This is a genomic window from Sulfitobacter sp. AS59 (assembly GCF_038899995.1).
GTDB lineage: Bacteria > Pseudomonadota > Alphaproteobacteria > Rhodobacterales > Rhodobacteraceae > Sulfitobacter.
On sequence record NZ_JBBMQK010000002.1, the window covers coordinates 12,381 to 37,327 of the forward strand.

A 24,947-nucleotide genomic window follows, 5' to 3' on the forward strand; every position below is an offset into this window, starting at 1 on the left:
TCTTTTACGACGGGTCCCGCAAACGCCAGCCATCCTGCTTGGGCAAAAACGCCTCAACACTGGCCTGGGCGACGACAATCACCTCGTCCCCGCTGGGCACGTTAAGCCCGCCGAAAACCGCCCGCACCTGCGCGCGACCGCGCGGCAGCTTGGCCACCAGCGCGTCGATATCCACCTGATCGGGGTCCTGCACTGCGACCGTCACCTGAACGCGCATTGCGTCATGGGCCAGGTCCAACACCCCAAACAGCGGCAATGACGAATGGCGCAAGGCGTCTTCAATCGCGCGGGCGCAGGCTTTGGTGTAATCCATGCCGTGCAGATCGTTGCCCATGCCCATCTCGATGATAATGCGTTGTTCAGTCATCGGCACGCTCCATATCAAAGGACACAGACAGCGCCACATTCGCCATGATCGTCGGATTGCCGTCGCCGTCAGGGCGCGGCACATCCAATCCCCCGCGCTGCACATTCACCGTCACATCGCCGTAAGGAAACACCGCCCGCAGCACATCTGTATCCACCTGATCCGGTTGCTGCACCCCCACATCCAGCCGGATTTTCATCGCGGATTTATCAAAGCCGAACAGCTCGGCCAGATTGATCGAATTATGCCACAGCGCATCGCGCACCGCGCGCTCGGCTGCTTGGGTATAATCGGCACGGCGCAGGGATGATCCCATGCCGAATTCCACCATCAGTGTTTGCATCATGGGGCTCTTTCAGCTTGCCGGAAATACGAAACAGCGGTCCCGCCGGACGGTCAACCACATCACCGCGCCAGCGGGGGGCAAAAACACATTCGGCACGGTCGCACGAAGCGTGCTGCCATCATGATCCATCACGAATTCCACAAGGCTTTCATTGCCCATAAACCGCGCCCGCGCGACGACTGCCCGTGCCGCCGTACCATCCGTCGCCGTGGGCAGTGGCCCTTTGCCAGCGCGGTCGAAATCAATTCGAACGTGCTGGGGCCGGAACACGATGTCGACTTGGGTGCCATCAGGAACACCGGGGGCCAGAAACCGACCGAAAGGCGTGTGTGCCAGCGCGCCGGAAACTTCGGCCCGCAACACATTCGCATCCGAGAAGAACGCAACCGCAGCCCGATCAATCGGGCGCGTATATACGTTATAGGGCGCGCCTTGCTGCACGATCTTGCCGTCCCGCATAAGGGCGATTTCATCCGCCATACGCATCGCTTCTTCAGGCTCGTGGGTGACCAGCAAAACGGCGGTCCCCTCTTCCTTAAGGATACCCAGCGTTTCATCGCGGATGTCATCGCGCAAACGGTTATCAAGCCCGGAGAACGGCTCGTCCATCAACATGATCTTGGGGCGCGGTGCCAAAGCGCGGGCCAGTGCCACGCGTTGCTGTTCGCCCCCCGACAGCTGATGCGGATAGCCGTCGATGAACCGCAGCAGGTCAACCCGCTCCAGCAGTTCTTCGATGCGCGCGCGGCGCTCGGCTTTGGTGCCGGTTTTCAGGCCAAAGCCGACATTGCCAGCCACACTTAGATGCGGAAACAGGGCAAAGTCTTGAAACATCAGGCCAATTTCGCGCCGCTCTGGTGGAACGCGAAACATGGTGTCACAAATCAGCTTGCCATCTACATGGATCGTGCCGCTGTCTTGCATCTCAACCCCCGCGATCATCCGCAAGGTCGTTGATTTACCACAACCCGATGGCCCTAGCAGGCAGGTCACTTGCCCGGGCATGATTTTCAGGCTGACGTCGTCAACAACGGGGCGCCCGCCATAGCTACGCTTGAGGTTTTTGATTTCAAGCCGAGGCTGAATTTCCGTCATGGGCTGCTGTCTTATCCGATCAATCCGCTCGGAAAACCGCTATCAGCCCCGCCGCGCGCCCGCAAGCACCGCCGCAAAGCCTGCGACCAAAACGACCAGACAGATCACCAGCAATTGTTCGTATTTATGCCCCTCGGGCAAGATCGCGGCGAACATGGCCCAGCCCCGCCCGAAATAGGCCACGGCCCCCAACATCGCCGCACCAAAGGCCGCGAAATAGGACCAGCTTGCAATTTGGCGGCCCATCACCAGCCCCACGATGAGTACAGGCGTCAGAAACATTGACGCGGTGCCGGACACGGCCACCGCATCAAACAGGGTCGCATTCCCCCACAAGGTCAGTGCAGCACCTGCGACCATAAAGACCACCATCACGGCGCGTCCCCCGTTCAGGCTGCGCGGGGCCAGTTTCAATTCCTCGACCACCAGCCGTGCGGCCGATGCCAGTGCTGAATCCAAGGTGCTAAGGGCCGAGACAAGCAATGAAATCATCAACGCGCCAAACACCCAAGCCGGAAACATCTTGCCCCATGTGCCGATCAATTCGCCCTCGTATTCGGCCCCGGTCAGGCTGGCCTGAATGCCGAAAAACCCGAAACCGATGATGCAGAGCGTCGATATCCAGAACGCATGCAGGAAAGATCGCCGCGTCGTGGCCCGGTCGGCGATAAAGCCACGGTCCATCATCACAGGGTCATGGGCGGGATATGAGAACACCTGCAACAACGCCACCGCCAGCAAAACCCAGCCATTATAGCTGCCCGCTGTGCCCGGTGCCGAAACAACCGCGCCTAGATCGAAACCGGGGCTGGCGACCAGAAAGACAAAAGCCACGCCAAAAACGACCAGAAACACCAGCATCTGCAACACGTCCGTGCGCAGCGCCGCAGACAGGCCACCCCAAGCGGAATAGACAAGGCCCATAAGGGCGACGATCAGAATAGCTGTGGTGCCACTGCCCGCGAGAACGGCGTTAAAGATCAAACCAACCACCAGCAGGTTGGCGAAGACTTCGGACAACAGACGCAACGCGATGACCAGATTATAACAACCGTTCCCCGCAGCCCCAAACCGCGCGCCAAGCCAGTCTTGCACCGACATTGACCCGTTTTCGCGCAGACGGCCCACGATAAAGCCGCCCGTCAGAAACGACCCGTAATAGGCGGCATAGGCCAAGGTGCCCGCAATCCCGTAGTAATATCCCAAAATGGCCGCGTTCATCAGCGAACGGGCAAAAATCCATGTGGTGACTTGGCTGAGCACCAATGTCCAAAGTCCGGGCGCTCGGCCCGCCGACGTCACCCCGCCAAAGAATCCGTCGATGGACACGCGGCGCGGTGCGACCAGCAGGCTGGCCACGACGATGGCACCGAAAACGGCGATGAGGATAACGGGGGCCATTGGGGGAATACCTTTAATCAGATGCTTTGGAAAAACTTAACCGAGGCACCTGCCCCATGCCATCTGGTCGCATCTTGGCTGTCGTGATTGTGATCGCCTGTAGCAATTGCAGATGGAACGACAGCGGCGCCCCGATGGCCCCGCTGCCGCCAAAGGCTTACATCGTCAGGTTGGTCGCGCCACCGTCCAGCAGCAGGTTCTGCCCCACGATGAAACCCGCATGTTGCGAGCATAGGAACGCGCAGGCCGCGCCGAATTCACCGCGTGTGCCGTAGCGGCCTGCAGGAATGCCTTGCGCCCGCTCAACGCGTGCTTCGTCCAGCGTGATGCCCTTTTGCTTGACGACAGCGCCGTCCAGCGCATCAGCGCGGTCGGTGGCGTGAATGCCGGGCAGCAGGTTGTTGATGGTCACACCCTTGCCCGCCACCTGACGCGAGGTGCCCGCGACATAGCCGGTCAGACCGGTACGCGCAGAGTTGCTGAGCCCCAGAACGCCGATTGGCGCGCGCACGGATTGCGAGGTGATGTTGACCACACGGCCCCAGCCCCGATCCATCATGGCCGGCACCAGCGCTTTGATCATCGCAATCGGGGCCAACATATTGGCATCCAACGCTTTGATGAAATCATCGCGGTCCCAGTCTTGCCACATGCCGGGGGGTGGTCCGCCGGCGTTGTTCACCAGAATGTCGATCTGCCCTGCGGCGTCCAGCACCATTTTTTGCCCGTCTTCCGTGGCGATGTCGGCGACAACGGTTGTCACTTCGACCCCGTAATCCTGCCTGATCCGCTCGGCCGCCGACTGCAGCGCGTCACTGCCGCGTGCGTTCATCACCAGATCAACACCTGCTTCGGCCAAGGCTTCGGCGCAGCCCAATCCCAAGCCTTTGGAAGATGCACATACCAATGCGCGCTTACCTTTGATTCCCAGATCCATGTTTTGTCCCTCCTGATTTCAGATCGCTCGTACCATTGTTAACTAGGTCAATGCCAGCAAACGTTAACGGGACCAATGCCAGCAAATGACCACGGGCTTGACCCGTTGCCGCCACAATCATATTGCAAAGTGGATTCTAGACACATTAACGTCACGAAAAAGGCATAATTCACCGATGATACCGACCCGCCCATCCCCGCCACAAAGCGTTCCGGTTTACCGGGCAACGCAGCTTGTCGCAACCGATGGTGCCAATATGGGTGATGCGATCTCCTTTGCCTCTGAACTGCTGCTTGATGATGTCTACGAGCTGACCTACGAGTCAAAGCCGCAACGGCTGTCGATGCTGACAACCGCCGCCCAAACATTTAAAATCGCTTCGGATTCCGAGGTTGGTACCGCCGGCGCGCAGCTTTATCTGGATTGCGCCCTGACCTTTATGACCCCCGATGGGCAAACAACGGATGCGATTGTTCTGGTCGAAGTGGACGAAAGCAATCACGCCGCCGAAATCTATATCCTGCCGTTCAGCGCATTATCCTCGCAGATCGAATACCGGCTGGTGGGCATTGATACGGTGACCGCGCATAAGAAATTCGCGCAGGTTGCTTGTGTTTCCTTTACCCGTGGCACCCATATTACCATGGCGTCCGGCGAACAGCGGCCCATCGAAGAGTTAAAGGTCGGTGACCGTGTATTGACCCGCGACGACGGGATCAAAGCGGTGCGCTGGATCAGCCAAAGCACCGTGCGCGCTGTGGGCGAATTCGCCCCTATCTTTATCGCTGCCGGAACTCTGAACAATGCCAATGACCTGATCGTCAGCCCCGATCACCGCCTGTTCATCTATCAACGCGAAGACAGTATCGGCGCGGGCCGTTCCGAGCTGCTGGTCAAAGCGCGCCATCTGGTAAACGGCTATACCGTGCGTGTTCAGGATGGCGGTTTTGTCGATTATTTCCAACTGCTGTTTGACGGGCACCAGATCATCTATGCCGAAGGGATCGCGGCAGAATCCATGCTGATCGACAGCCGGACCAAACCAGTCCTGCCGCAAGAGTTAACCGAGGCCATGGGCGACATGATCCCCGGCCATTCGGACCGCCGCCATGACGGGTTGGATGTCAGCGAACCCCTGCTGAACCGCCCCGACGCGGCGGAAATTCTGCGCAAGGCCAGCATGCGCTAAGCGCGATCCGTCAGCCAAAGAACTCTTCTCGGACGATCTTGCCGCCTGCGACATGATAGATCGCGACTTCTTTCATCTCCATGCTTTGACCGCTTTCCTTGTCGCGCGCCGCCACGTCAAAGATCACTGCGAAACGATCATCGCCATGCAGCATCGGGTCGCTAACCTCTTGGCGGGTGACCTCCATCGCGCTGTCCCACCAGGCGTGTTTGCCCTTGATGCCGTCCAAGCCTTTGGTCTCGCGGCCATTTCCATGATCCGCCCCTTCGACCGAAACCGCGTCGGGTGCGTATAGTTTATCCAGATTTTCAACCTCGCGCCCGGTGCGGCAACCCACAACCAGCGCGTCGGCAATTTCCTTAAGCTCCATTTCGAACTCTCCCTATTGCTTGCGCCAGACCAGTCTACACCCGTTTCGACGAACGCCATAGACAATAGCGGCCACCGCTGCTGTGCGCACTCTTGCGCGTATCTCTGGGCATGGATATATGCCAATCCATGTTAGATACCCCCTCAAACCGCCCCGCATTGCCCGCCGAAATCGCACGGCGTCGCACATTCGCGATCATCTCGCACCCCGACGCGGGCAAAACCACGTTGACGGAAAAATTTCTGTTGTTCGGTGGGGCGATCCAGATGGCCGGTCAGGTCCGTGCCAAGGGCGAAGCACGCCGCACGCGGTCGGATTTTATGGCGATGGAGAAAGACCGGGGTATTTCTGTTTCCGCATCGGCCATGTCGTTTGATTTCATGACCAAAGACACCAATTTCCGGTTCAACCTCGTCGATACGCCCGGCCACTCGGACTTTTCCGAAGACACCTATCGCACGCTGACGGCGGTGGATGCTGCCGTGATGGTGATTGACGGCGCGAAGGGCGTGGAAAGCCAGACGCAAAAGCTGTTCGAGGTCTGCCGCATGCGCGACCTGCCGATCCTGACCTTTTGTAACAAGATGGACCGCGAAAGCCGCGATGTGTTCGAGATCATCGATGAAATTCAGCAAAACCTTGCCATTGACGTGACCCCAGCCAGCTGGCCCATCGGCGTGGGCCGCGATTTCATCGGGTGCTATGACATCTTGCGCGACCGGCTGGAACTGATGGACCGCGCCGACCGCAACAAAGTGTCCGAAAGCATCGCCATCGAAGGGTTGGATGACCCAAAACTGGCCGAACATGTGCCCGCCGATCTGTTGGAAAAGCTGCGCGAAGACCTGGAAATGGTGCGCGAATTGATGCCACCGCTGGATGCCGAATTGATGGCCGAAGGGTCGCTCACCCCGATCTGGTTCGGCTCTGCGATCAACTCCTTTGGCGTCAAAGAATTGATGAACGGTATCGCGACCTATGGCCCCGAACCCCAAATCCAAAAGGCCGAACCGCGCGAGATTTTGCCCGAAGAAAAGAATGTGTCCGGTTTTGTCTTTAAGGTGCAAGCAAACATGGACCCCAAGCACCGCGACCGCGTGGCCTTTGTCCGCCTTGCCTCGGGGCACTTTACCCGCGGCATGAAACTGACCCATGTGCGGTCGAAAAAAGTGATGTCTGTCACCAACCCCGTTATGTTCCTTGCCGCCGACCGTGAACTGGCCGAGGAAGCCTGGGCCGGCGACATCATCGGCATTCCCAACCACGGCCAATTGCGCATCGGGGACACCCTGACCGAGGGCGAAGCCATCCGCGTGACTGGTATCCCGTCTTTTGCGCCCGAATTGTTGCAAGGCGTACGCGCAGGCGACCCGATGAAATCCAAACATCTGGAAAAGGCGCTGATGCAATTCGCCGAAGAAGGTGCGGCCAAGGTGTTCAAACCCTCCATCGGGTCGGGTTTTGTTGTGGGCGTTGTCGGGCAATTGCAGTTCGAGGTGCTCGCCAGCCGGATCGAGCTGGAATACGGCCTGCCTGTACGGTTTGAGCAGTCGCAATTCACCTCGGCCCGTTGGGTGAACGGCGACCGCCAAGCCGTTGATAAATTTATCGAAGCCAACAAACAGCACATCGCGCACGACCATGACGGCGACATCGTTTATCTGACGCGTCTGCAATGGGATATTGACCGCGTTGACCGTGATTACCCCGATGTGCGCCTGACCGCGACTAAGGAAATGATGGTCTAGCTTTGGCTTGCCAGCGGACCTTGGACACCGCAAACTCATCCCATGACTGACGTGACATGGGGCATCGCCTCGACCATTCTTGCGCCAACGCGCGACATTTTGCAGTTTGCCGCGCATCACCTGTCAGCAGGCGCGCATCGCATTTACATCTATCTCGATGCGCCGAACCCGCAGGCGTTTGAACATCTTAACGCGAACCCCAAGATCCGCGTGATCACCTGCGATGATAAATACTGGAAACAACGCAAACGCGACCGCCCCGCGATGCACCAAGTACGCCAGACCGCCAACGCCACCCACGCCTATAACAAGCGGGCCGAGGTCGACTGGCTGATCCATATGGACGTGGATGAGTTTCTGGTCGCCGACCGTCCTATTGCGGAAATACTGGCCGAACGCCCCGCCGATCCCCCCGCCACACGCATCCGCCCGATGGAGCAACTGTCGGGCAACGCATCCGTCTTCAAGGGGTTCATCCCCAGCGGGCCAGACCGCGCCCGGATCACCGCCGATCTATACCCGACCTATGGCAAGGATGTGAAAGGCGGCTTCCTAAGCCATCTGGCGGGCAAGGTATTCGTGCGCACGGGCCTTCCGAAAATTCACGTCCGAATCCATAACGTGTTTCAGGATGGCAAAATGTTGGATTGCCATGACCCGCAAGACGGGATTGATCTGGCCCATGCCCATGCGAAATCATGGGAAGACTGGATCGCCGCCTACCGCTACCGCGTGACCAAGGGCAGCTACCGACCCGAGCTGGCCCCCAACAAACCCCACGAAAAAGGGGGGTTATCCATGCACGAGCTTTTCACACGGATCGAAAGCGAAGCCGGAGAAGCCGGTTTACGGGCATTCTTTGACGAGGTTTGTGCCGACAGCCCTGCCCTGCGCAAAGGTCTCGCCGGCCATGGATTTCTACGTGAGGTGGAACTGGACCTTGTGTCACATCTTAGCCAGCATTTCCCAGATTACACAGGCGTTTAGCGCACCCATTTGACCTGCTGCAGAGTCTTTGTTAATGGGTGCACAACATGTCGCGGAGTCCCTCCGCCCCTTGGGCCATGCGGGCCGACATGAATGCTGCCGCGGGCCGAGATTCATGTCCGCTACCATCGGACACACATGACAAAATTTACTGATCTCAATCTAAATCCAAAAGTACTGAAAGCTATTGAAGAGGCCGGGTACGAAACCCCGACGCCGATTCAAGCAGGCGCAATCCCACCCGCGCTTGAAGGCAAAGACGTCTTGGGAATCGCCCAAACCGGTACCGGCAAAACTGCCAGCTTTACCCTGCCCATGATTACTATGCTTGCCCGTGGCCGTGCCCGTGCACGCATGCCGCGCAGCTTGGTTTTGTGCCCTACGCGGGAACTGGCCGCACAGGTTGCCGAAAACTTTGACACCTACACAAAGCACTTGAAGCTGACCAAGGCGCTGCTGATTGGTGGCGTATCCTTTGGTGAGCAGGACAAGCTGATCGACAAAGGCGTTGACGTTCTGATCGCAACCCCGGGCCGCTTGATCGACCATTTTGAACGCGGCAAGCTGATCTTGTCCGACGTCAAAATCATGGTCGTCGACGAGGCTGACCGGATGCTGGACATGGGGTTCATCCCCGACATCGAACGCATCTTCCAGATGACGCCCTTCACACGGCAAACGCTGTTCTTCTCGGCCACCATGGCCCCAGAGATTGAGCGTATTACGAACACCTTCCTGTCCAACCCCACACGTGTCGAAGTGGCACGTCAGGCCACCACAGGCGAGAATATCGAACAAGGTGTTTTGATGCTGACCGCGTCCCGCAAGGACCGCGAAGCGACTGAAAAGCGCAATGTCCTGCGCGCGTTGATTGACGCCGAAGGCGACAAATGCACAAACGCGATCATCTTTTGCAACCGTAAGATGGACGTGGACACTGTTGCCAAGTCGTTGAAAAAGCACGGCTATGACGCGGCCCCGATCCACGGTGATCTGGATCAAAGCCAACGCACCAAAACCCTTGAAGGGTTCCGTAACGGCGATCTGCGCTTCCTTGTGGCGTCAGATGTTGCGGCGCGCGGTCTTGATGTACCGTCGGTCAGCCACGTCTATAACTTTGACGTGCCCTCCCATGCCGAAGACTATGTGCACCGTATTGGCCGCACAGGTCGCGCGGGGCGTGATGGCAAGGCGATCATGATCTGCGTTCCACGGGACGAAAAGAACCTTGCCGATGTTGAACGTCTGGTTCAGCGCGAGATTCCGCGCCTTGAAAACCCGCTTGGCAACAAAGCCCCTGCAAAACCGGCGAATGACGCCGCGCAAGAGCCTGTGAAAACAGAAAAACCCGCGGTTCAAGATGCAGCACAAGATGATGCGCCCAAGGCAGAAAAGCCCAAGCGCACGCGGAGCCGCAGCCGGAAAAAGCCTGAGGCGGCCAAGGTTGAGACAGAAACCACCGTTGCAGATGCACCAGCAGCAACGCCAGAGGTAAAGGCCGAAAAGCAGCCAGAGCCCAAGGCAGCGACGCCGGAAGAAAAACCGCAAGACGACAAGCAACAGCAAAACCGTCGCGGCGGACGCGGAAACAACCGCAACGAAAACCGCAATCAGAACAATCGTAATGATAACAAAGTTGTCGGCTTGGGCGAACACACCCCCGAATTTATCGGCCTCAGCTTTGCGGAACGCCGCGACTAAACGCTGGCAAAAATTCAAGAAAAACGGGCGTGAGGGAAACCTTGCGCCCGTTTTCGTTTAACCGGTTCGTTTAGCAGACACCCAGAAACAAAAACGCCGCGCAGATCAATCGATCCACGCGGCGCAAATGCAGTAATTTCAGGCGATCAGCTTAGGCGGCTAACCACAATCGTAACTTCGGGCTTTTTGCCGATCTCGTCATTGGCCGACTGACGCACAACGCGCTTTAGCCCGTCATGCAGCTTGTCATCGTCGCGCAATGTCTTGGCGTTCGCGCGGCCCATGAACTGGCCCAAATCAGCCTCTAGAACCTCAACCAGCGACGCTTTGGACCGGCCATGTTCGGGCAGACCCATGGCATCGACCCACGGGTCACCCAAGGCTTCGTCGTTCTCGTCAAGAATGACGGTAACGGTGACGTGACCGTTCAGCGCCATGCGGATACGGTCGCGCACGACCCCGTCCATCGCGCCAATCTGCGTCGAGCCGTCCAGATAGGTGCGCCCGCTGTCGACATATTCAGCGACTTTGGGCTCATTGCCAGACAGGTCGATCATCATGCCGTTGACAGCCAAAACGCCCTTCATGCCTTTGCCGTTGGCGATCTTCACATGCTCGCGCAGGTGACGGTGTTCGCCGTGCATCGGGATCAGGATCTGCGGCTTAACCACATCATGCAGCGTCTCAAGATCGGGACGGTTCGCGTGGCCCGACACGTGGTAAAGGCCGGAACTGTCGTCGACGATATCAACGCCCATCTCGGAGAACGCGTTGATCACTTTGATCACGCCGCGTTCGTTGCCGGGAATGGTCTTGGACGAGAACAGGAACATGTCCCCTTCCTTCATCTCAAGACCCATGTATTTTCCGCGTGCCAATTGGGCCGAAGCCGCACGGCGTTCGCCCTGCGAACCGGTCACCAGCAGCATCAGGTTTTCCCGTGGTACGCCGCGCGCATCCTCGGGGCTGATCACCGCAGGAAAGTCCTTCATCACGCCAGTTTCAAGTGACGCTTCGACCATCCGCTTCATCGCGCGGCCCAGCAGAACGACAGACCGCCCTGCCCGTTCGCCCGCATCGGCCAGCGTTTTCACGCGTGCAACGTTCGACGCAAATGTCGTCGCGACAACCATACCTTGGGCTGAGCCAAGCAGTTTTTCGATCTCTGGCCCAACGGTCGCTTCCGACCGGCCGGGGTGCTGCGAAAACACGTTGGTACTGTCGCAGATCAACGCCTTGACGCCATTTTTGGACACATCGGCCCACAGCTCTGGGTCATAGGCTTCGCCCACGCCCGGGGTCATATCGATCTTGAAATCGCCCGAGTGAATCAACCGTTCACCGGCCACGTCAATCACCAGCGATGACGATTCAGGGATCGAGTGAGACATCGGCAGAAAACCAACGGTGAACGGGCCAACGGTGGTCGTTGCGGGCCACGGTGCCACGGTCGTAACCGCGTCATCGGGGTGGTTATATTCGCTCATCTTGCGCTTGGCGATGTTCGCCGTAAACTTGCGCGTATAGATCGGCGCGCGCAAACGGTCATAGGTATGCGCAACCGCGCCCACGTGGTCTTCGTGCGCGTGGGTGATAAAAATCGCCTCAATCTGGTTGCGGCGTTCTTCCAGCCAAGCGATATCGGGGATGATCAAATCCACGCCCGGGCTGGTGTCCATGTCAGGGAATGCCACGCCAAGGTCGACAACAATCAGTCGTTCCTTGCCGGGTTTCCCGTATCCATACACATAGGCATTCATGCCAATTTCACCTGCCCCACCGAGGGGCAGATAGATCAATCTTTCGCTGCTCATATTATTAAGCGGTGTCCTTGTTATAATTATAAATCACGGTCAAACCGTGCATTGTCAGATCATCTTGATAGGCATCGAACAGGTCCACAGCCTGTTGAAACAACGGGGCCAGCCCGCCGGTGGCGATCACGCGCATTTCGCGCTCACGCTCCGCCTTTATCCGCGCACATATCTCACGAACGAGGCCGACATAACCCCAAAAAACACCCGATTGCATGCAGGCCACAGTGTTTGTGCCGATCACCGCCTGTGGTTTGGAGATATCCACATGAGGTAAGGCCGCCGCCGCATTATGCAATGCCTCAAGGCTGAGATTAACGCCGGGGGCGATGACGCCGCCAATATAGGCCCCGTCACTGTCGACAACATCAAAGGTGGTGGCCGTCCCGAAATCAACCACAATCAGATCGCCACCAAACAGATCATATCCGGCAACGGTATTCACCAAACGGTCCGGCCCCACTGCCGTGCCCGCATCCACACGCACATCCACCGGCAGCTTGCATTCAGGCTTGCCCACCACGATGGGCCGCGTGTGAAAATACCGATCGGCCAGAACCCGCAGGTTGAACACGACGCGCGGCACGGTCGAGCTGATGATCATATCGGTGATATCGGCTTCGACCTTTTGAAACTTCATCAAGGTGCTGAGCCAGACATAATACTGGTCCGCCGTGCGCTGCCATTCTGTCGATGTGCGCCACGTTCCAATGAACTGCGTCCCATCCCAGATGGAAAAAACCGTATTCGTATTGCCGCAATCAACCGCCAATAGCATAAAACGACCCTCCCTTGTGTTTAGAAAAATACATCCGCCGCAGTGATCGGCACCCGCCCTTTGGGGGTGCGCAAGATCAGACTGCCGTTCTCATCCACATCTTCAAATACGCCACGCGTCTCTTCGCGCATGGTGCGTGCAAGAATTTCATCGCCCAAACGCGCCGCATGGGCCAGCCAGGCCGTGCGGATCGGGGCAAAGCCAAAGGTCTGGAACTGTGTCTCAAGCACGGCATACTCAGCGGCCAGCGCATCAAGAAAAGCGGTGGGCGATACCGTTCGCCCGGTCTCGCCAATCACCGATACAGGGCGCACTGCCCCAGGTTCGACCTGATCCGCGCTTGGCGCGTGGGCAAGGTTCACACCAATGCCAATCGCCAGATGATCGCCGATATTCTCAAGCAATATTCCGGCCACTTTGCCACCATTCAGCAGCACGTCATTTGGCCATTTCAGCGTAAAAGCCCCGTCATCGCCCGTCACCCGCACAAAGGCGCGCCGCAATGCCAGTGACGCCACAAAACTGCGCAGCGCCGCGATACCCGGCGCTTCGATCCGGCGCATCATCAAAGTGCCCGCAAAGTTACCCTTTGGTGTGGCCCAAGACCGCCCTCGCCGGCCACGCGCCGCCGTCTGCTCTTCGGCCAAAATCCAAACCGGACCGGTCAGGTCAGGCGCGCGGCGTGCCGCCTCACTTAACGTGGAATCGAGGGTTTCAAACACAAGCCGACCGTAGCCTTGCGGCCACGACGCCCCCTGCTTCTCTGGCTTATAAATATCCCCGCCGGAGGCTCCCTCGCTCACGGGCCCCACCATCAGATCAATTGACCAGCGTCGCCGCCGCCCGAATGGCAGCTTCTTCGACACCGAACATATTGGCGATACCGACCACCATGATCACAGCGGAGGCAATCAGGAACCCGGTCAACAGACCATTTTTGCCACCGTCCAGACGATCATCGCCTTCTTCACCGAAATACATCAGAAACACGATGCGCAGGTAATAATATGCACCAATTGCAGACGCGACAGCGCTTGCGGTGACGAGCCAGATCAAACCGGCATCAATGCCCGCTTGCCACACACCGAATTTGGCGAAAAAGCCCAACATCGGCGGCACACCGGCCAACGAGAACAGCAATACGAGCATGGCCAGCGCCTTGCCCGGTGCGCGCTTGGAATACATGTTCAGCGCGGAAATATCCGCAACCGGCTGGCCGTCTTTTTCCATGCTCAGAATAAACGCAAAGGTGCCGATGTTCATCGTCACATAGATCGCCATATAGACCAGCATCGCCTTAACGCCCAATTGCGTGCCCGCGGCCAGACCGATTAGGGCATAACCCATATGCGCAATCGAAGAATAGGCCATAAGACGTTTGATATTGGTTTGACCAATCGCCGCGATCGCACCCAGAAACATCGACAATACGGACAAGACCGCAACAATCTGGCTCCAATCCGCGACGGCATTGCCAAAGGCGTCATGCATCACGCGGGCGAACAATCCCATCGCCGCCACTTTCGGGGCAGTGGCAAAGAACGCCGTGATGGGGGTTGGTGCGCCCTCATATACGTCAGGTGTCCACATGTGAAACGGCACGGCAGATACTTTGAACGCCAAGCCCGACATCATGAATACGATCCCGAACAGCAGCCCCAGCGACGTGCTGCCCGACTGTGCAACGCTCATCACACCTGCAAACTGCGTGGTGCCTGCGTACCCATAAACCAGCGATATACCGTACAGCAGCATCCCCGAGGACAACGCCCCCAAAACGAAATACTTCAGGCCGGCCTCGGTGGATTTGATGCTGTCACGACGTAGGGACGCAACCACGTAAAGCGCCAGCGATTGCAGCTCGAGGCCCATGTAAAGCGACATCAGATCGCCCGCGCTGACCATCATCATCATGCCGACCACGCTCAGCGCGATCAACACCGGGTATTCAAACCGCAGCAAGCCACGTGCGCGCATGTAATCGTTCGACATAATCAGCACCGCAGCGGCGCTCAGCAAGATCGTCACTTTGGCAAAACGGGCAAATCCGTCTTCAATGAACAGCCCGTTGAACGCGATCCGCGTTTCGCCGGTGCCGGTCATGCCGATCCAGATCGCCAGCAGGATCATCACCACGGACGTCGCCCAGACCAGCAATGTGCCGGTTTTATCCTTTGACGTATAGACCGCCCCTAGCAGCGCCAAGATCGCGAAAAGCGACAGCACGATTTCGGGCAGGATGACATTCAGATCAGCGGAAATCATCGCGCGGTCCTTTATTCTGAGGCCATCTGGACAGCGGCATTTGCCGCCTCCAGGGCCGTATCATAGCTAGCAACAAGGGCGGAAACCGACGGCCCGATGATATCAAGGACCAGTGCCGGATAGATGCCCAAAAGAAGGGTCATGACGATCAGCGGTGCGAAAATCCAACGCTCGCGGGTCGACATATCGGTGATTGTGCGCAGGCTTTCCTTGATCAGGTCGCCCATGACGACCCGGCGATACAGCCACAGCGCATAGGCCGCCGAGAAGATCACCCCGGTTGTCGCAACCGCAGCCACCCAGGTGTTCACTTGGAAAATGCCCATCAACGTCAGGAATTCACCCACAAAACCGGAGGTCCCCGGCAAGCCAACGTTGGCCATGGTGAAGAACATGAACACCAGCGCATAGGCGGGCATCCGGTTCACCAGACCGCCATAGGCGTCAATCTCGCGGGTGTGCATGCGGTCGTAAATGACGCCCACACACAGGAACAACGCAGCCGAGATAAAGCCGTGGCTGACCATTTGGAAAATCGCACCGTCAAGGCCTTGTTGGTTAAAGGCAAAGATCCCCATTGTCACGAAACCCATGTGGGCGACGGATGAATAGGCGATCAGCTTTTTCATGTCTTCCTGAACCAGTGCCACCAGCGATGTATAGACAATCGCGATTGCTGACATCCACAGCACCAGCGGGGCCAGAACGTCAGACCCGACCGGGAACATCGGCAGCGAGAACCGCAAGAAACCGTAGCCGCCCATTTTCAACAGGATCGCCGCCAGTACGACGGAACCCGCCGTCGGGGCCTGAACGTGCGCGTCTGGCAACCAAGTGTGCACAGGCCACATCGGCATTTTTACCGCAAAGCTGGCAAAGAACGCCAGGAACAGCATGGTTTGCAAACCGCCAACCACAGTTATGCCGGCAATCGAGAATGTCTCGGAGGCAAAGGTGTGGGTCAGCAGGCTGACCTCGCAACCGCCGATACAGGTGGTACCCGCATCCGCATACATCGCGACCATGGCCACCAGCATCAACACCGACCCAAGGAAGGTATAGAGGAAGAATTTAAAGCTCGCGTAAATCCGGTTCGCGCCGCCCCAGATACCAATGATCAGGAACATCGGGATCAGGCCCGCCTCGAAGAATAGATAGAACAGAACCATATCCAAGGCCATGAACACGCCCAACATCAGCGTTTCCAGCAGCAGGAAGGCGATCATGTATTCCTTGACCCGCGTGGTCACGTTCCAGCTGGCGGCAATCACCAGTGGCATCATGAATGTGGTCAGCATGACAAACAGAATCGAAATGCCATCGACACCCATGCGGTATTTCAGGCCCATGATCCAAGTCGCCTCGTCCACAAACTGAAACCCGGTGTTCGACGGGTCAAAATCGAACAGGATAAACAGCGAGATCAGGAAGGTAACCGATGTCGTGATCAACGCCAGCCATTTCGCATTGCGTGCCGCTGCTTCGTCGTTGCCGCGCAGGAAAACGGCCAAGATCAGCGCCGCAAAGCTTGGCATAAAGGTAATGATGGAAAGCAAGTGATGGTCCATTAGTTTGCCCCCCCGCTCATCGTCATCCAAGTCACAAGGACCGCGATCCCGATCACCATGGCGAAGGCGTAGGTAAAGATGTAGCCAGATTGCACACGCCCCGCGAGCCGCGTGAAGAAGGGAATAATGCCCATGGCGATGCCATTGAGCGTCCCGTCGATGATGTTGCCGTCGCCGCGCTTCCAAAAGAAACGACCAATGGCCGAGGCCGGTTTGACGAAAATCACGTTATAGAGTTCGTCAAAATACCATTTGTTCAGCAAGAATAGGTACAAGGGACGTTGGTTCGCCGCCAAACGACCCGGCAAGGTTGGGTTCCAGATGTAGAACCATACCGCCATGAGCAGACCCAACGACATCGCAATGAACGGGCTAACCTTAACCCAGGTCGGGGCTGCATGGGCATCGTCCAAGACAGTGTTTTCAGGCCCAAAGAACAAAGCGCCCTCGCCCGGTGCACCAGCAAAGCTGGCACCGTGATGGGCATCATCGCCGTGGCCTGCGTCAGCATGACCTGCATCAGCGTGGCTGTCCTCGGCACCCTCAACCTTGGCGTGACCATCAGCGGCCATTTCGGCCATCGGGATACCGTAAAATTCGCCGATATCTTCGGCATGACCAAAGAAGCTGTTGTAAAACACCATCCCCGAGAAGATCGCGCCAAGGCTCAGAACACCCAACGGGATCAGCATAACCATCGGGCTTTCATGCGCGTGGTCATGGGTGTGTTTGTCGCCACGTGGTTTGCCAAAGAAGGTCATGAACATCAGACGCCAGCTGTAGAAACTGGTCATCGCCGCAGCAATCACCAACATCCAGAAGGCATAGGACGTGCCACCGGCCCAAGCGCTTTCGATAATCGCATCCTTAGACAGGAACCCGGCGAAACCGATATGCGTCAGCGGAATGCCGACACCGGTAATCGCCAGCGTGCCGATCATCATGGCCCAGAACGTATAAGGGATCTTTTTGCGCAGACCGCCATAGTTGTTCATGTCCTGCTCGTGGTGCATCGCGTGAATGACGGACCCCGCCCCAAGGAACAACATCGCCTTAAAGAACGCGTGGGTCAGCAGGTGGAACATCGCGGCGGAATACATGCCAACGCCAGCAGCCACGAACATATAGCCCAGCTGCGAACAGGTCGAATATGCGATAACCCGTTTGATGTCGGTCTGAACCAGACCCACAGTCGCGGCAAAGAACGCTGTGGTCGCACCGATAAAGGTTACGAACATCATCGCTTCGGGCGCAAATTCCATCAGCGGCGACATACGGCAGACAAGGAAAACACCCGCAGTAACCATTGTCGCGGCGTGGATCAGAGCGGACACAGGGGTCGGCCCTTCCATCGCGTCGGGCAACCAAGTGTGCAAGAACAGCTGCGCGGATTTACCCATGGCACCGACAAACAACAAGAATGCCAGCAGGTTCGCGGCGTTCCAATCCGCCCACAAGAAATGCAGAGTGGTGTTCGCGAGCTCTGGTGCGGCGGCGAAAACATCGTCGAACTTGATGCTGTCGGTCAGATAGAACAGGCCAAAGATACCGAGCGCGAAACCAAAGTCACCCACACGGTTGACCACAAACGCCTTGATCGCGGCCGCGTTGGCGGACGGTTTTTTGTAATAAAATCCGATCAACAGATACGAGGCAACGCCCACACCTTCCCAGCCAAAGAACATCTGAACAAGGTTATCCGCCGTCACCAGCATCAACATCGTAAAGGTAAAGAACGACAGATATGCGAAGAAACGCGCGCGATATGGCTCGGCGTCGCTAAAGTTTTCGTCGTGGGCCATGTAGCCAAAGGAATACAGATGCACGAGGCTGGATACGGTGGTGATCACGATCATCATAATCGCCGTCAGCCGGTCCATGCGGATCGCCCAATCTGTCGACAGGCTGCCGCTTTCGATCCAGCGCAGCAGCTGGATATGTTGGGTCTCGCCATCAAAGGTCAGAAAGACGACCCAGCTGAGCAATGCCGCCAGAAACAGCATGGCCGTTGCAAACCATTGCGCCGGCTTTTCGCCAATCAGCTTCCAACCGAAACCTGTGATCAAGGCACCAACAAGCGGCGCGAAAAGAATGATGCTTTCCATGATCTTAGCCCTTCATCACGTTGACGTCTTCAACCGCGATAGACCCACGGTTGCGGTTGAAGCAGACCAGAATGGCCAGACCAATCGCAGCTTCGGCAGCGGCGACTGTCAGAACGAAAAGGGTAAAGACCTGCCCCACCAAATCGCCCAAGAAATGCGAGAACGCGACGAAGTTAATGTTTACCGCAAGCAGCATAAGCTCGATCGACATCAACATGATGATGATGTTCTTGCGGTTCAGGAATAGCCCGAAAATGCCAATGACAAAAAGCGTCGCCGCCACTGTCAGGTAATGTTCAATTCCGATCATGTCGTCCCTCGGTTCTTTGCCCGTGTTGGGCGTTCTTTCGTTCTTGGCGTTCAGGGTTTGACCCTGATCCAGCCGTTATCCGATGATGTTGTAGCCGCCGAAAACAACGATCAGCACGACAACCAACACAACAATTGTAGTTCGCGACATCGGATCACATCCTTGTTCGGGCAGCCCTTACAGGCCCTGCCCCGGTTTCACATCATTCAATTTCATCGCCTTGGCCGGATCACGCATCATTTGCGCGACCACGTCTTGGCGTTTCACATCGCCGCGATGGCGCAGCGTCAGAACAATCGCCCCGATCATCGCAACCAGCAGGATCAAGCCGGACAGCTGGAACAGCAGGAAATATTCGTCATAGAGGATCAAACCCAAAGCCGCGGTGTTCTGCACCTCGTCGCTAACCACTTGGGTACGCAGCCCTTCGGCAGCGGCGTTTGCATCCCATGCGCCAAAGGCCATCACGAATTGCATCAACACGATCAACCCGATCAGCAAACCCAGCGGCATATAGCGCGCCATTTCCGCCTTTAGTTCCGCGAAATCAACGTCCAGCATCATGACGACGAACAGGAACAAGACGGCAACCGCGCCCACATAAACGATGATCAGCAGCATCGCCACGAATTCGGCGTTCAACATCACGAACAGACCCGCCGCGCTGAGGAAGGCCAAAATCAACCACAGCACCGAATGCACCGGGTTGCGGCTGATCACGGTAAAGAGCCCGCCTGCAATCACGCTGATCGCAAAAAGATAAAATGCAAAAACGCTCATGCGTCACCTTCCTTGTCATCCAGCACGTCCTGCGCAATTTGCATCGCGCGGGTCATGGCGGGGATACCGGCAAAAACCGCCATCTGTCCAATCGTCTCAATCACTTGCTGCTTATGTGCGCCAGCTTCGATCGCGTGCACAACGGCCTGTCTTAGCGCCATTTCGTTCTGGGCACCCTGCATGGTCAGGCCCGAAATCGTCAGCAACATCCGCGTTTTGGCATCCAACCCGTCAGGGTTCATCGTGTTGCCAAACAGCGTTTCCATCATGTCCTTGGGCATCTTGCCCATCATCGCCTCGAACCCTTTGGTCGAAAAGGCATCCATCGCCGGAAAGGCTTTGGCCATTTCCTGCATCTGACGCATCATTTCTTCAAAAGGGTTAGGCGTTTGGGTCATCTGTAAGGTGCGTCCATCTCAAGGTTGCGCGCAATTTCGGCTTCCCAGCGGTCGCCGTTTTCCAGCAACTTGGCCTTGTCATAATACAGCTCTTCGCGGGTCTCGGTCGAGAATTCGAAATTCGGACCCTCGACAATCGCATCCACCGGGCAGGCTTCCTGACAGAAGCCGCAATAGATGCATTTGGTCATGTCGATGTCATAGCGCGTGGTGCGGCGGCTGCCGTCTTCACGCGGTTCCGCGTCGATTGTGATCGCTTGCGCAGGGCACACGGCCTCGCAAAGTTTGCACGCAATGCAGCGTTCCTCGCCGTTGGCATAGCGGCGCAGTGCGTGTTCACCACGGAAACGCGGCGACAAAGGCCCCTTTTCATGGGGGTAGTTGATCGTCGCCTTAGGCTTGAACATATATTTAATGCCCAGCTTCAGACCGTGATAGAAATCCTGCAACAGGAAATATTTGGCGTGACGGGTGTAGTCTGTCATCGGATCAGCCCCCTACTGTCCAGCGTGCGTAAACACCCCAGAACCATTCGAATTTTGCCGCAAAGGCCACGAAAACCACCCAGAACAGCGAGAACGGCAGGAAGACCTTCCAGCCCAAACGCATCAGTTGGTCATAGCGGTAGCGTGGTGTAATCGCCTTGACCAAGGAGAAGAAGAAGAACACCAGACCCATTTTCGCGACCATCCAGAAAATGCCATCAGGCAAGCCCGGAATGGGGGACAACCAACCGCCAAAGAACATCAGCGAGATCAGCGCGCACATCAGAACGACGGCAACCAGTTCGCCGATCATGAACAGCAGGAATGGCGTGGACGAATATTCAACCTGATAGCCCGCAACCAGTTCCGATTCCGCTTCGGGCAAATCGAATGGGGGGCGGTTTGTTTCGGCCAAGGCACTGATAAAGAACAAGATCAGCATGGGGAAGTGTGGCAACCAATACCAGCTCAGCAATCCGTAATTGCTGTCTTGCGCAGCAACGATCCCGCTAAAGTTCATCGACCCGGTGGAGATAATCACACCGATGATGATCAACCCGATGGACACCTCGTAAGAGATCATCTGCGCGGCAGAACGCAAGCTGCCCAAGAACGGGTATTTGGAGTTCGAGGCCCAACCGCCCATGATCACGCCATATACCTCGAGCGAGGAAACCGCGAAGACAAACAGGATCGCCACGTTGATGTCGGACAAGACCCAGCCATCATTGAACGGGATCACGGCCCAGGCAACCAGCGCCATGACCAAAGTGACCATCGGGGCCATGAAAAATACGGGCCGGTCTGCACCGGCGGGCACCACGATCTCTTTGACGATGTATTTGCCGAAATCCGCAAAGGATTGCAGCAAGCCATACACGCCAACCACGTTCGGACCGCGGCGCAACTGAACGCTCGCCCAGATCTTGCGGTCTGCATACATCAAGAAGGCCAGCGCCAGAAGCAACGGCACTACGATCAAGAGAATCTGGCCAATGATCATAAGGATCGTGCCAAGCGTGGTGTTAAAAAAGAAGTCAGCCATAGGTCCTCACACCGTCGGTATGCCGCGTTCCATGCAGTTTTGCACGGTCACTTCGGCATCAATTGTCTTCAAGCCCCGTGGCAGGCTTGGCGAGATGGTGTAAACAGCATCTGCGTGCCAGACGCCACCCACGATCTCAACATTTGTACGCACATGGCGGGCAAATCCAAAGCCCCGGATCAAGGTATACCGCGCCGCAGCGCATTCCGCATAGTCCGCCACATTCTCGGCCGACCGCGCCTTGGTCATGGCCACGTTAAACTGCACCAAATCACCATCCAGCAATTTGGTTTCCACGCCCTGATAATCGGGAATGAAATCCTCTGCCATGGGGGCCTGCGCCTCGCAGCCGGCCATCATAACAGGGATCATCATCATCCCGAAAACCCTCACTCCGCCGCCATGGGCGCTTCGCGGCGGGCTTTGGCATTCGCCGAAAGTTCCGCCATCAGCTCGCTGGCCCGCGCGATGGGGTTGGACAGGTAGAAATCGGCAATCGCAGGCTGGAACGCCGCGCTGTCCATCTCGGCCTGTGGCAAAGCTGCCCAGTCGTTTGCAGCGACCTGATCGATGTCGCCCAGATGCGGAACCTCTGCCACCAGCACCTTGCGCAAAGCTGCCAAAGAATCAAACGGCAAAGTCGCGCCCATCTCGGCGCTAAGCGCGCGCAGGATGGCCCAGTTTTCCTTGGCCTGACCGGGGGCAAAGCTGGCCCGCGCGGCCAGTTGAGGACGCCCTTCGGTGTTGACGAACAACCCGGCTTCCTCGGTATAGGCGGCACCCGGAAGGATAATATCGGCGCGATGTGCACCGCGATCACCATGGCTGCCCTGATAGATCACGAAAGGACCAGCAGGCACATCGCCCTCGTCCGCACCAAGGTTATAGACAACATCAGCAGCCACGACGTCGGTCACGCCGCCGTCGGTCACAGCGCCGATATCGATTGCGCCCACACGGGACGCGGCGGTGTGCAGCACCATAAAGCCGGATTTCGTTGCCTCGGCCAATGCCATCGCGGCGGCCAGAACAGCAGCACCATCTTCGCGGGCCAATGCGCCCATGCCAACGATCACCAGCGACGGCTTATCAGCGACGTCAGAGTGATCGCGTGTCAGTAGATCGTTCAGAACCGCAGGGCCATTGCCCAAATGCGCGTGATCATAGGTCAGATCAGCGGCAGGGCCGACATGGCCAATATCTGCGCCGCGTGCCCAAGCCTTGCGAATGCGGGCGTTCAGCACCGGAGCTTCAACAGCGGGGTTCGTGCCGATCAGCATAATTGCTTTTGCAGTATCAATGTCTTCGACGGTCGCGGTGCCAACATAGCCGGACCGGTTTCCAGCAGGCAATTTTGCGCCATCAGTGCGGCATTCGACAACACCGCCCTGCCCTTCGATCAGCTGCTTCAACGCGAATGCAGCCTCAACCGGCACCAGATCACCGATCAGGCCAGCAACTTTTTTACCCTTCATCGCAGCAGCAGCGGCGGCCAACGCTTCGGGCCATTCCGCTTTGCGCAGCTTGCCGTTCTCGCGGATATAAGGTGTGTCCAAACGCTGGCGGCGCAGGCCGTCCCAGACAAAGCGCGTTTTGTCAGAAATCCATTCCTCATTCACGCCGTCATGGTTGCGCGGCAACATGCGCATGACTTCGCGGCCTTTGGTATCGACGCGGATGTTCGACCCAAGCGCATCCATAACATCGATGGATTCGGTCTTGGACAATTCCCATGGGCGTGCGGTAAAGGCGTAAGGTTTCGACACCAGCGCACCAACCGGACATAGATCAATGATGTTGCCCTGCAGGTTCGAATCAAGCGTCTGACCCAGATAGGCTGTAATTTCGGCATCTTCACCACGGCCGGTCTGGCCCATCTGGTGAATACCGGCAACTTCGGTGGTAAAACGCACGCAGCGGGTGCAGGAAATGCAGCGCGTCATGTGGGTTTCGACCAACGGCCCCAGATCAAGGTCCTCGGTCGCGCGTTTGGGTTCGCGGTAGCGGCTGAAATCAACGCCGTACGCCATCGCCTGATCTTGCAAATCGCATTCGCCACCCTGATCGCAGATCGGGCAATCAAGCGGGTGGTTGATCAGCAAAAATTCCATTACGCCCTCGCGGGCCTTTTTAACCATGGGCGAATTGGTTTTAACGACCGGCGGCTGACCTTCGGGACCGGGGCGCAAGTCGCGCACCTGCATCGCACAAGATGCGGCAGGCTTGGGCGGGCCGCCCACAACTTCAACAAGACACATCCGGCAGTTACCCGCAATCGACAGACGCTCGTGATAGCAGAAACGCGGAATTTCCACGCCCACTTCCTCGCAAGCCTGAATAAGCGTCATCGCCCCTTCGACTTCGACTTCTTTACCGTCAATGATGATTTTGCGGATATCGCTCATATGCTTATTTCGCTCTCAGTAACGAACCGATACGGCTCGATTTTTGGATTTCTGCACGCCCAAGCGTACAATAGCTTTGTGGGTCCGAAGTATCGACCCCATTTGCCTCTAAATATGCAGCGCCACGGGCTTTCATACGCGCTTTTTCCGCCGGGCTTTTCCGGTATGCATCAATTTCGGCTTCTGTATAGCCCAAGGTTCTCGCTGTTTGGTGAATATTATTCAAATAGCTGATAGCGCGCAGAAAGCGGGCGGAAATATCAGGGCACTCTTTGCGAATCTGGTCGGCCAGGCCCAAATCCAGCAGCGCGTCATCCACGGCGGGTACATCACGCAAAGCCGGCTTGGCAGCAGCCGGGCTGGCCAGCAGCGCCACAGATAATACAGCAGTTAAAACGTTACGCATTTTACTCTCCTCATGCAGGGGGGCAGAATGCCCCTTCTGCATATGGGAACTGACGCCGTTGCTATACAATAACATCCCGAAATCAGCCATTTGCATGCGGTGTGTCGCGCAATCCATCAAGAAGGGCAAGACCCAGAAAAGGTCAAACTATCATCAACAAGGACAAGATCATCTGCAGGGCTGTCGGGGCCAACGACCCAAGCGATGTCAGAACTGCCATAGGTGTTCACACAATAGGATGTCGCGTCATAGCGGGCCGCCTCTCGGGCACCATCGATAGACTGCGATGCGTTCTTGACCAACAGCGTGAATACATCGCGTTGACCGTCAACTTTGCTTAGCTTGGTATTGAAATATATGCCGTCAAACGCGATCCGGTCCTCTCGGGAAGAGCACCCAGCCACAGCAGCAACAATTGTCAAAGCAATTACAAAAAATCTCATCATA

25 protein-coding genes are annotated in these 24,947 nt (G+C 57.1%); 4 read left to right on the forward strand and 21 right to left on the reverse strand.

Annotation, left to right across the window (positions count from 1 at the left end):
- Positions 1-4: 4 nt before the first annotated feature.
- The 5 genes from WNY39_RS04380 to WNY39_RS04400 form a co-directional block, all read right to left on the reverse strand.
- The gene (locus WNY39_RS04380; RefSeq protein ID WP_342844412.1) at positions 5-367 is read right to left on the reverse strand and encodes a Lin0512 family protein; all 363 of its coding nucleotides are present in this window, start codon (positions 365-367) and stop codon (positions 5-7) included.
- Complete coding sequence (locus tag WNY39_RS04385) at positions 360-710, reverse strand: Lin0512 family protein (protein ID WP_342844950.1); 351 nt, start codon at positions 708-710, stop codon at positions 360-362. The genes WNY39_RS04380 and WNY39_RS04385 overlap by 8 nt, the downstream gene beginning before the upstream one ends.
- Before the next feature lie 12 nt (positions 711-722).
- On the reverse strand, positions 723-1,808 hold the full coding sequence (locus WNY39_RS04390; RefSeq protein ID WP_342844414.1) for an ABC transporter ATP-binding protein: 1,086 nt from the start codon (positions 1,806-1,808) through the stop codon (positions 723-725).
- Between the two features lie 42 nt (positions 1,809-1,850).
- The gene (locus tag WNY39_RS04395) at positions 1,851-3,209 is read right to left on the reverse strand and encodes a sodium:proline symporter (RefSeq protein WP_342844416.1); all 1,359 of its coding nucleotides are present in this window, start codon (positions 3,207-3,209) and stop codon (positions 1,851-1,853) included.
- Between the two features lie 157 nt (positions 3,210-3,366).
- On the reverse strand, positions 3,367-4,146 hold the full coding sequence (locus WNY39_RS04400; protein ID WP_342844418.1) for an SDR family oxidoreductase: 780 nt from the start codon (positions 4,144-4,146) through the stop codon (positions 3,367-3,369).
- 175 nt (positions 4,147-4,321) lie between these two features.
- Between WNY39_RS04400 and WNY39_RS04405 the strand changes: the two genes are divergently transcribed.
- Positions 4,322-5,335, forward strand: coding sequence for a Hint domain-containing protein (locus WNY39_RS04405; protein ID WP_341234392.1), 1,014 nt, complete (start codon positions 4,322-4,324; stop codon positions 5,333-5,335).
- Between the two features lie 10 nt (positions 5,336-5,345).
- Here the strand turns inward: WNY39_RS04405 and WNY39_RS04410 are convergent, their stop codons facing one another.
- Positions 5,346-5,705 carry a nuclear transport factor 2 family protein gene (locus WNY39_RS04410; protein WP_342844421.1) on the reverse strand — a complete coding sequence of 120 codons (360 nt, stop codon included), beginning with the start codon at positions 5,703-5,705 and terminating at the stop codon, positions 5,346-5,348.
- Positions 5,706-5,833: 128 nt separating this feature from the next.
- Here WNY39_RS04410 and WNY39_RS04415 point away from each other — a divergent pair, with 128 nt between their 5' ends.
- The 3 genes from WNY39_RS04415 (at position 5,834) to WNY39_RS04425 (ending at position 10,141) form a co-directional block, all read left to right on the forward strand.
- Positions 5,834-7,453: a peptide chain release factor 3 gene (locus WNY39_RS04415; protein ID WP_341234390.1), complete on the forward strand. Its 1,620-nt coding sequence runs from the start codon at positions 5,834-5,836 to the stop codon at positions 7,451-7,453.
- 42 nt (positions 7,454-7,495) lie between these two features.
- Positions 7,496-8,440, forward strand: a complete 945-nt coding sequence (locus WNY39_RS04420) for a glycosyltransferase family 2 protein (RefSeq protein WP_342844423.1) — start codon at positions 7,496-7,498, stop codon at positions 8,438-8,440.
- Between the two features lie 138 nt (positions 8,441-8,578).
- Complete coding sequence (locus WNY39_RS04425; RefSeq protein ID WP_342844425.1) at positions 8,579-10,141, forward strand: DEAD/DEAH box helicase; 1,563 nt, start codon at positions 8,579-8,581, stop codon at positions 10,139-10,141.
- A gap of 146 nt (positions 10,142-10,287) precedes the next feature.
- Here WNY39_RS04425 and WNY39_RS04430 read toward each other — a convergent pair whose 3' ends face one another.
- The 15 genes from WNY39_RS04430 to WNY39_RS04500 form a co-directional block, all read right to left on the reverse strand.
- Positions 10,288-11,955 carry a ribonuclease J gene (locus tag WNY39_RS04430; protein WP_341234387.1) on the reverse strand — a complete coding sequence of 556 codons (1,668 nt, stop codon included), beginning with the start codon at positions 11,953-11,955 and terminating at the stop codon, positions 10,288-10,290.
- A gap of 4 nt (positions 11,956-11,959) precedes the next feature.
- A complete protein-coding gene (locus WNY39_RS04435; RefSeq protein ID WP_341234386.1) occupies positions 11,960-12,733 on the reverse strand; it encodes a type III pantothenate kinase in 774 nt (257 codons plus the stop codon).
- A 20-nt stretch (positions 12,734-12,753) separates the two neighbouring features.
- On the reverse strand, positions 12,754-13,536 hold the full coding sequence (locus WNY39_RS04440; RefSeq protein WP_342844428.1) for a biotin--[acetyl-CoA-carboxylase] ligase: 783 nt from the start codon (positions 13,534-13,536) through the stop codon (positions 12,754-12,756).
- 16 nt (positions 13,537-13,552) lie between these two features.
- Positions 13,553-14,998, reverse strand: coding sequence for an NADH-quinone oxidoreductase subunit NuoN (nuoN, locus tag WNY39_RS04445; protein WP_342844430.1), 1,446 nt, complete (start codon positions 14,996-14,998; stop codon positions 13,553-13,555).
- Positions 14,999-15,009: 11 nt separating this feature from the next.
- Complete coding sequence (locus WNY39_RS04450; protein ID WP_341234383.1) at positions 15,010-16,566, reverse strand: NADH-quinone oxidoreductase subunit M; 1,557 nt, start codon at positions 16,564-16,566, stop codon at positions 15,010-15,012.
- On the reverse strand, positions 16,566-18,671 hold the full coding sequence (gene nuoL / locus WNY39_RS04455; protein ID WP_342844433.1) for an NADH-quinone oxidoreductase subunit L: 2,106 nt from the start codon (positions 18,669-18,671) through the stop codon (positions 16,566-16,568). Before nuoL ends, WNY39_RS04450 begins: the two co-directional genes overlap by 1 nt.
- Positions 18,672-18,675: 4 nt before the next feature.
- Positions 18,676-18,981, reverse strand: a complete 306-nt coding sequence (gene nuoK / locus WNY39_RS04460) for an NADH-quinone oxidoreductase subunit NuoK (protein WP_093916121.1) — start codon at positions 18,979-18,981, stop codon at positions 18,676-18,678.
- Positions 18,982-19,158: 177 nt separating this feature from the next.
- Entirely contained in the window at positions 19,159-19,761 is a 603-nt protein-coding gene (locus WNY39_RS04465; protein WP_341234381.1) for an NADH-quinone oxidoreductase subunit J, read from the reverse strand.
- Positions 19,758-20,159: a carboxymuconolactone decarboxylase family protein gene (locus WNY39_RS04470; protein ID WP_341234380.1), complete on the reverse strand. Its 402-nt coding sequence runs from the start codon at positions 20,157-20,159 to the stop codon at positions 19,758-19,760. The genes WNY39_RS04465 and WNY39_RS04470 overlap by 4 nt, the downstream gene beginning before the upstream one ends.
- Positions 20,156-20,644, reverse strand: coding sequence for an NADH-quinone oxidoreductase subunit NuoI (nuoI, locus tag WNY39_RS04475; RefSeq protein ID WP_093915968.1), 489 nt, complete (start codon positions 20,642-20,644; stop codon positions 20,156-20,158). The genes WNY39_RS04470 and nuoI overlap by 4 nt, the downstream gene beginning before the upstream one ends.
- A 4-nt stretch (positions 20,645-20,648) precedes the next feature.
- Positions 20,649-21,689: an NADH-quinone oxidoreductase subunit NuoH gene (nuoH, locus tag WNY39_RS04480; protein ID WP_342844437.1), complete on the reverse strand. Its 1,041-nt coding sequence runs from the start codon at positions 21,687-21,689 to the stop codon at positions 20,649-20,651.
- Positions 21,690-21,695: 6 nt separating this feature from the next.
- Positions 21,696-22,064, reverse strand: coding sequence for a hypothetical protein (locus WNY39_RS04485; protein WP_341234489.1), 369 nt, complete (start codon positions 22,062-22,064; stop codon positions 21,696-21,698).
- Between the two features lie 14 nt (positions 22,065-22,078).
- Positions 22,079-24,094, reverse strand: a complete 2,016-nt coding sequence (gene nuoG, locus WNY39_RS04490; RefSeq protein ID WP_342844439.1) for an NADH-quinone oxidoreductase subunit NuoG — start codon at positions 24,092-24,094, stop codon at positions 22,079-22,081.
- A 4-nt stretch (positions 24,095-24,098) separates the two neighbouring features.
- Complete coding sequence (locus tag WNY39_RS04495) at positions 24,099-24,500, reverse strand: DUF5333 domain-containing protein (protein WP_342844441.1); 402 nt, start codon at positions 24,498-24,500, stop codon at positions 24,099-24,101.
- 116 nt (positions 24,501-24,616) lie between these two features.
- Positions 24,617-24,943: a hypothetical protein gene (locus WNY39_RS04500; RefSeq protein WP_342844444.1), complete on the reverse strand. Its 327-nt coding sequence runs from the start codon at positions 24,941-24,943 to the stop codon at positions 24,617-24,619.
- Positions 24,944-24,947: the final 4 nt, after the last annotated feature.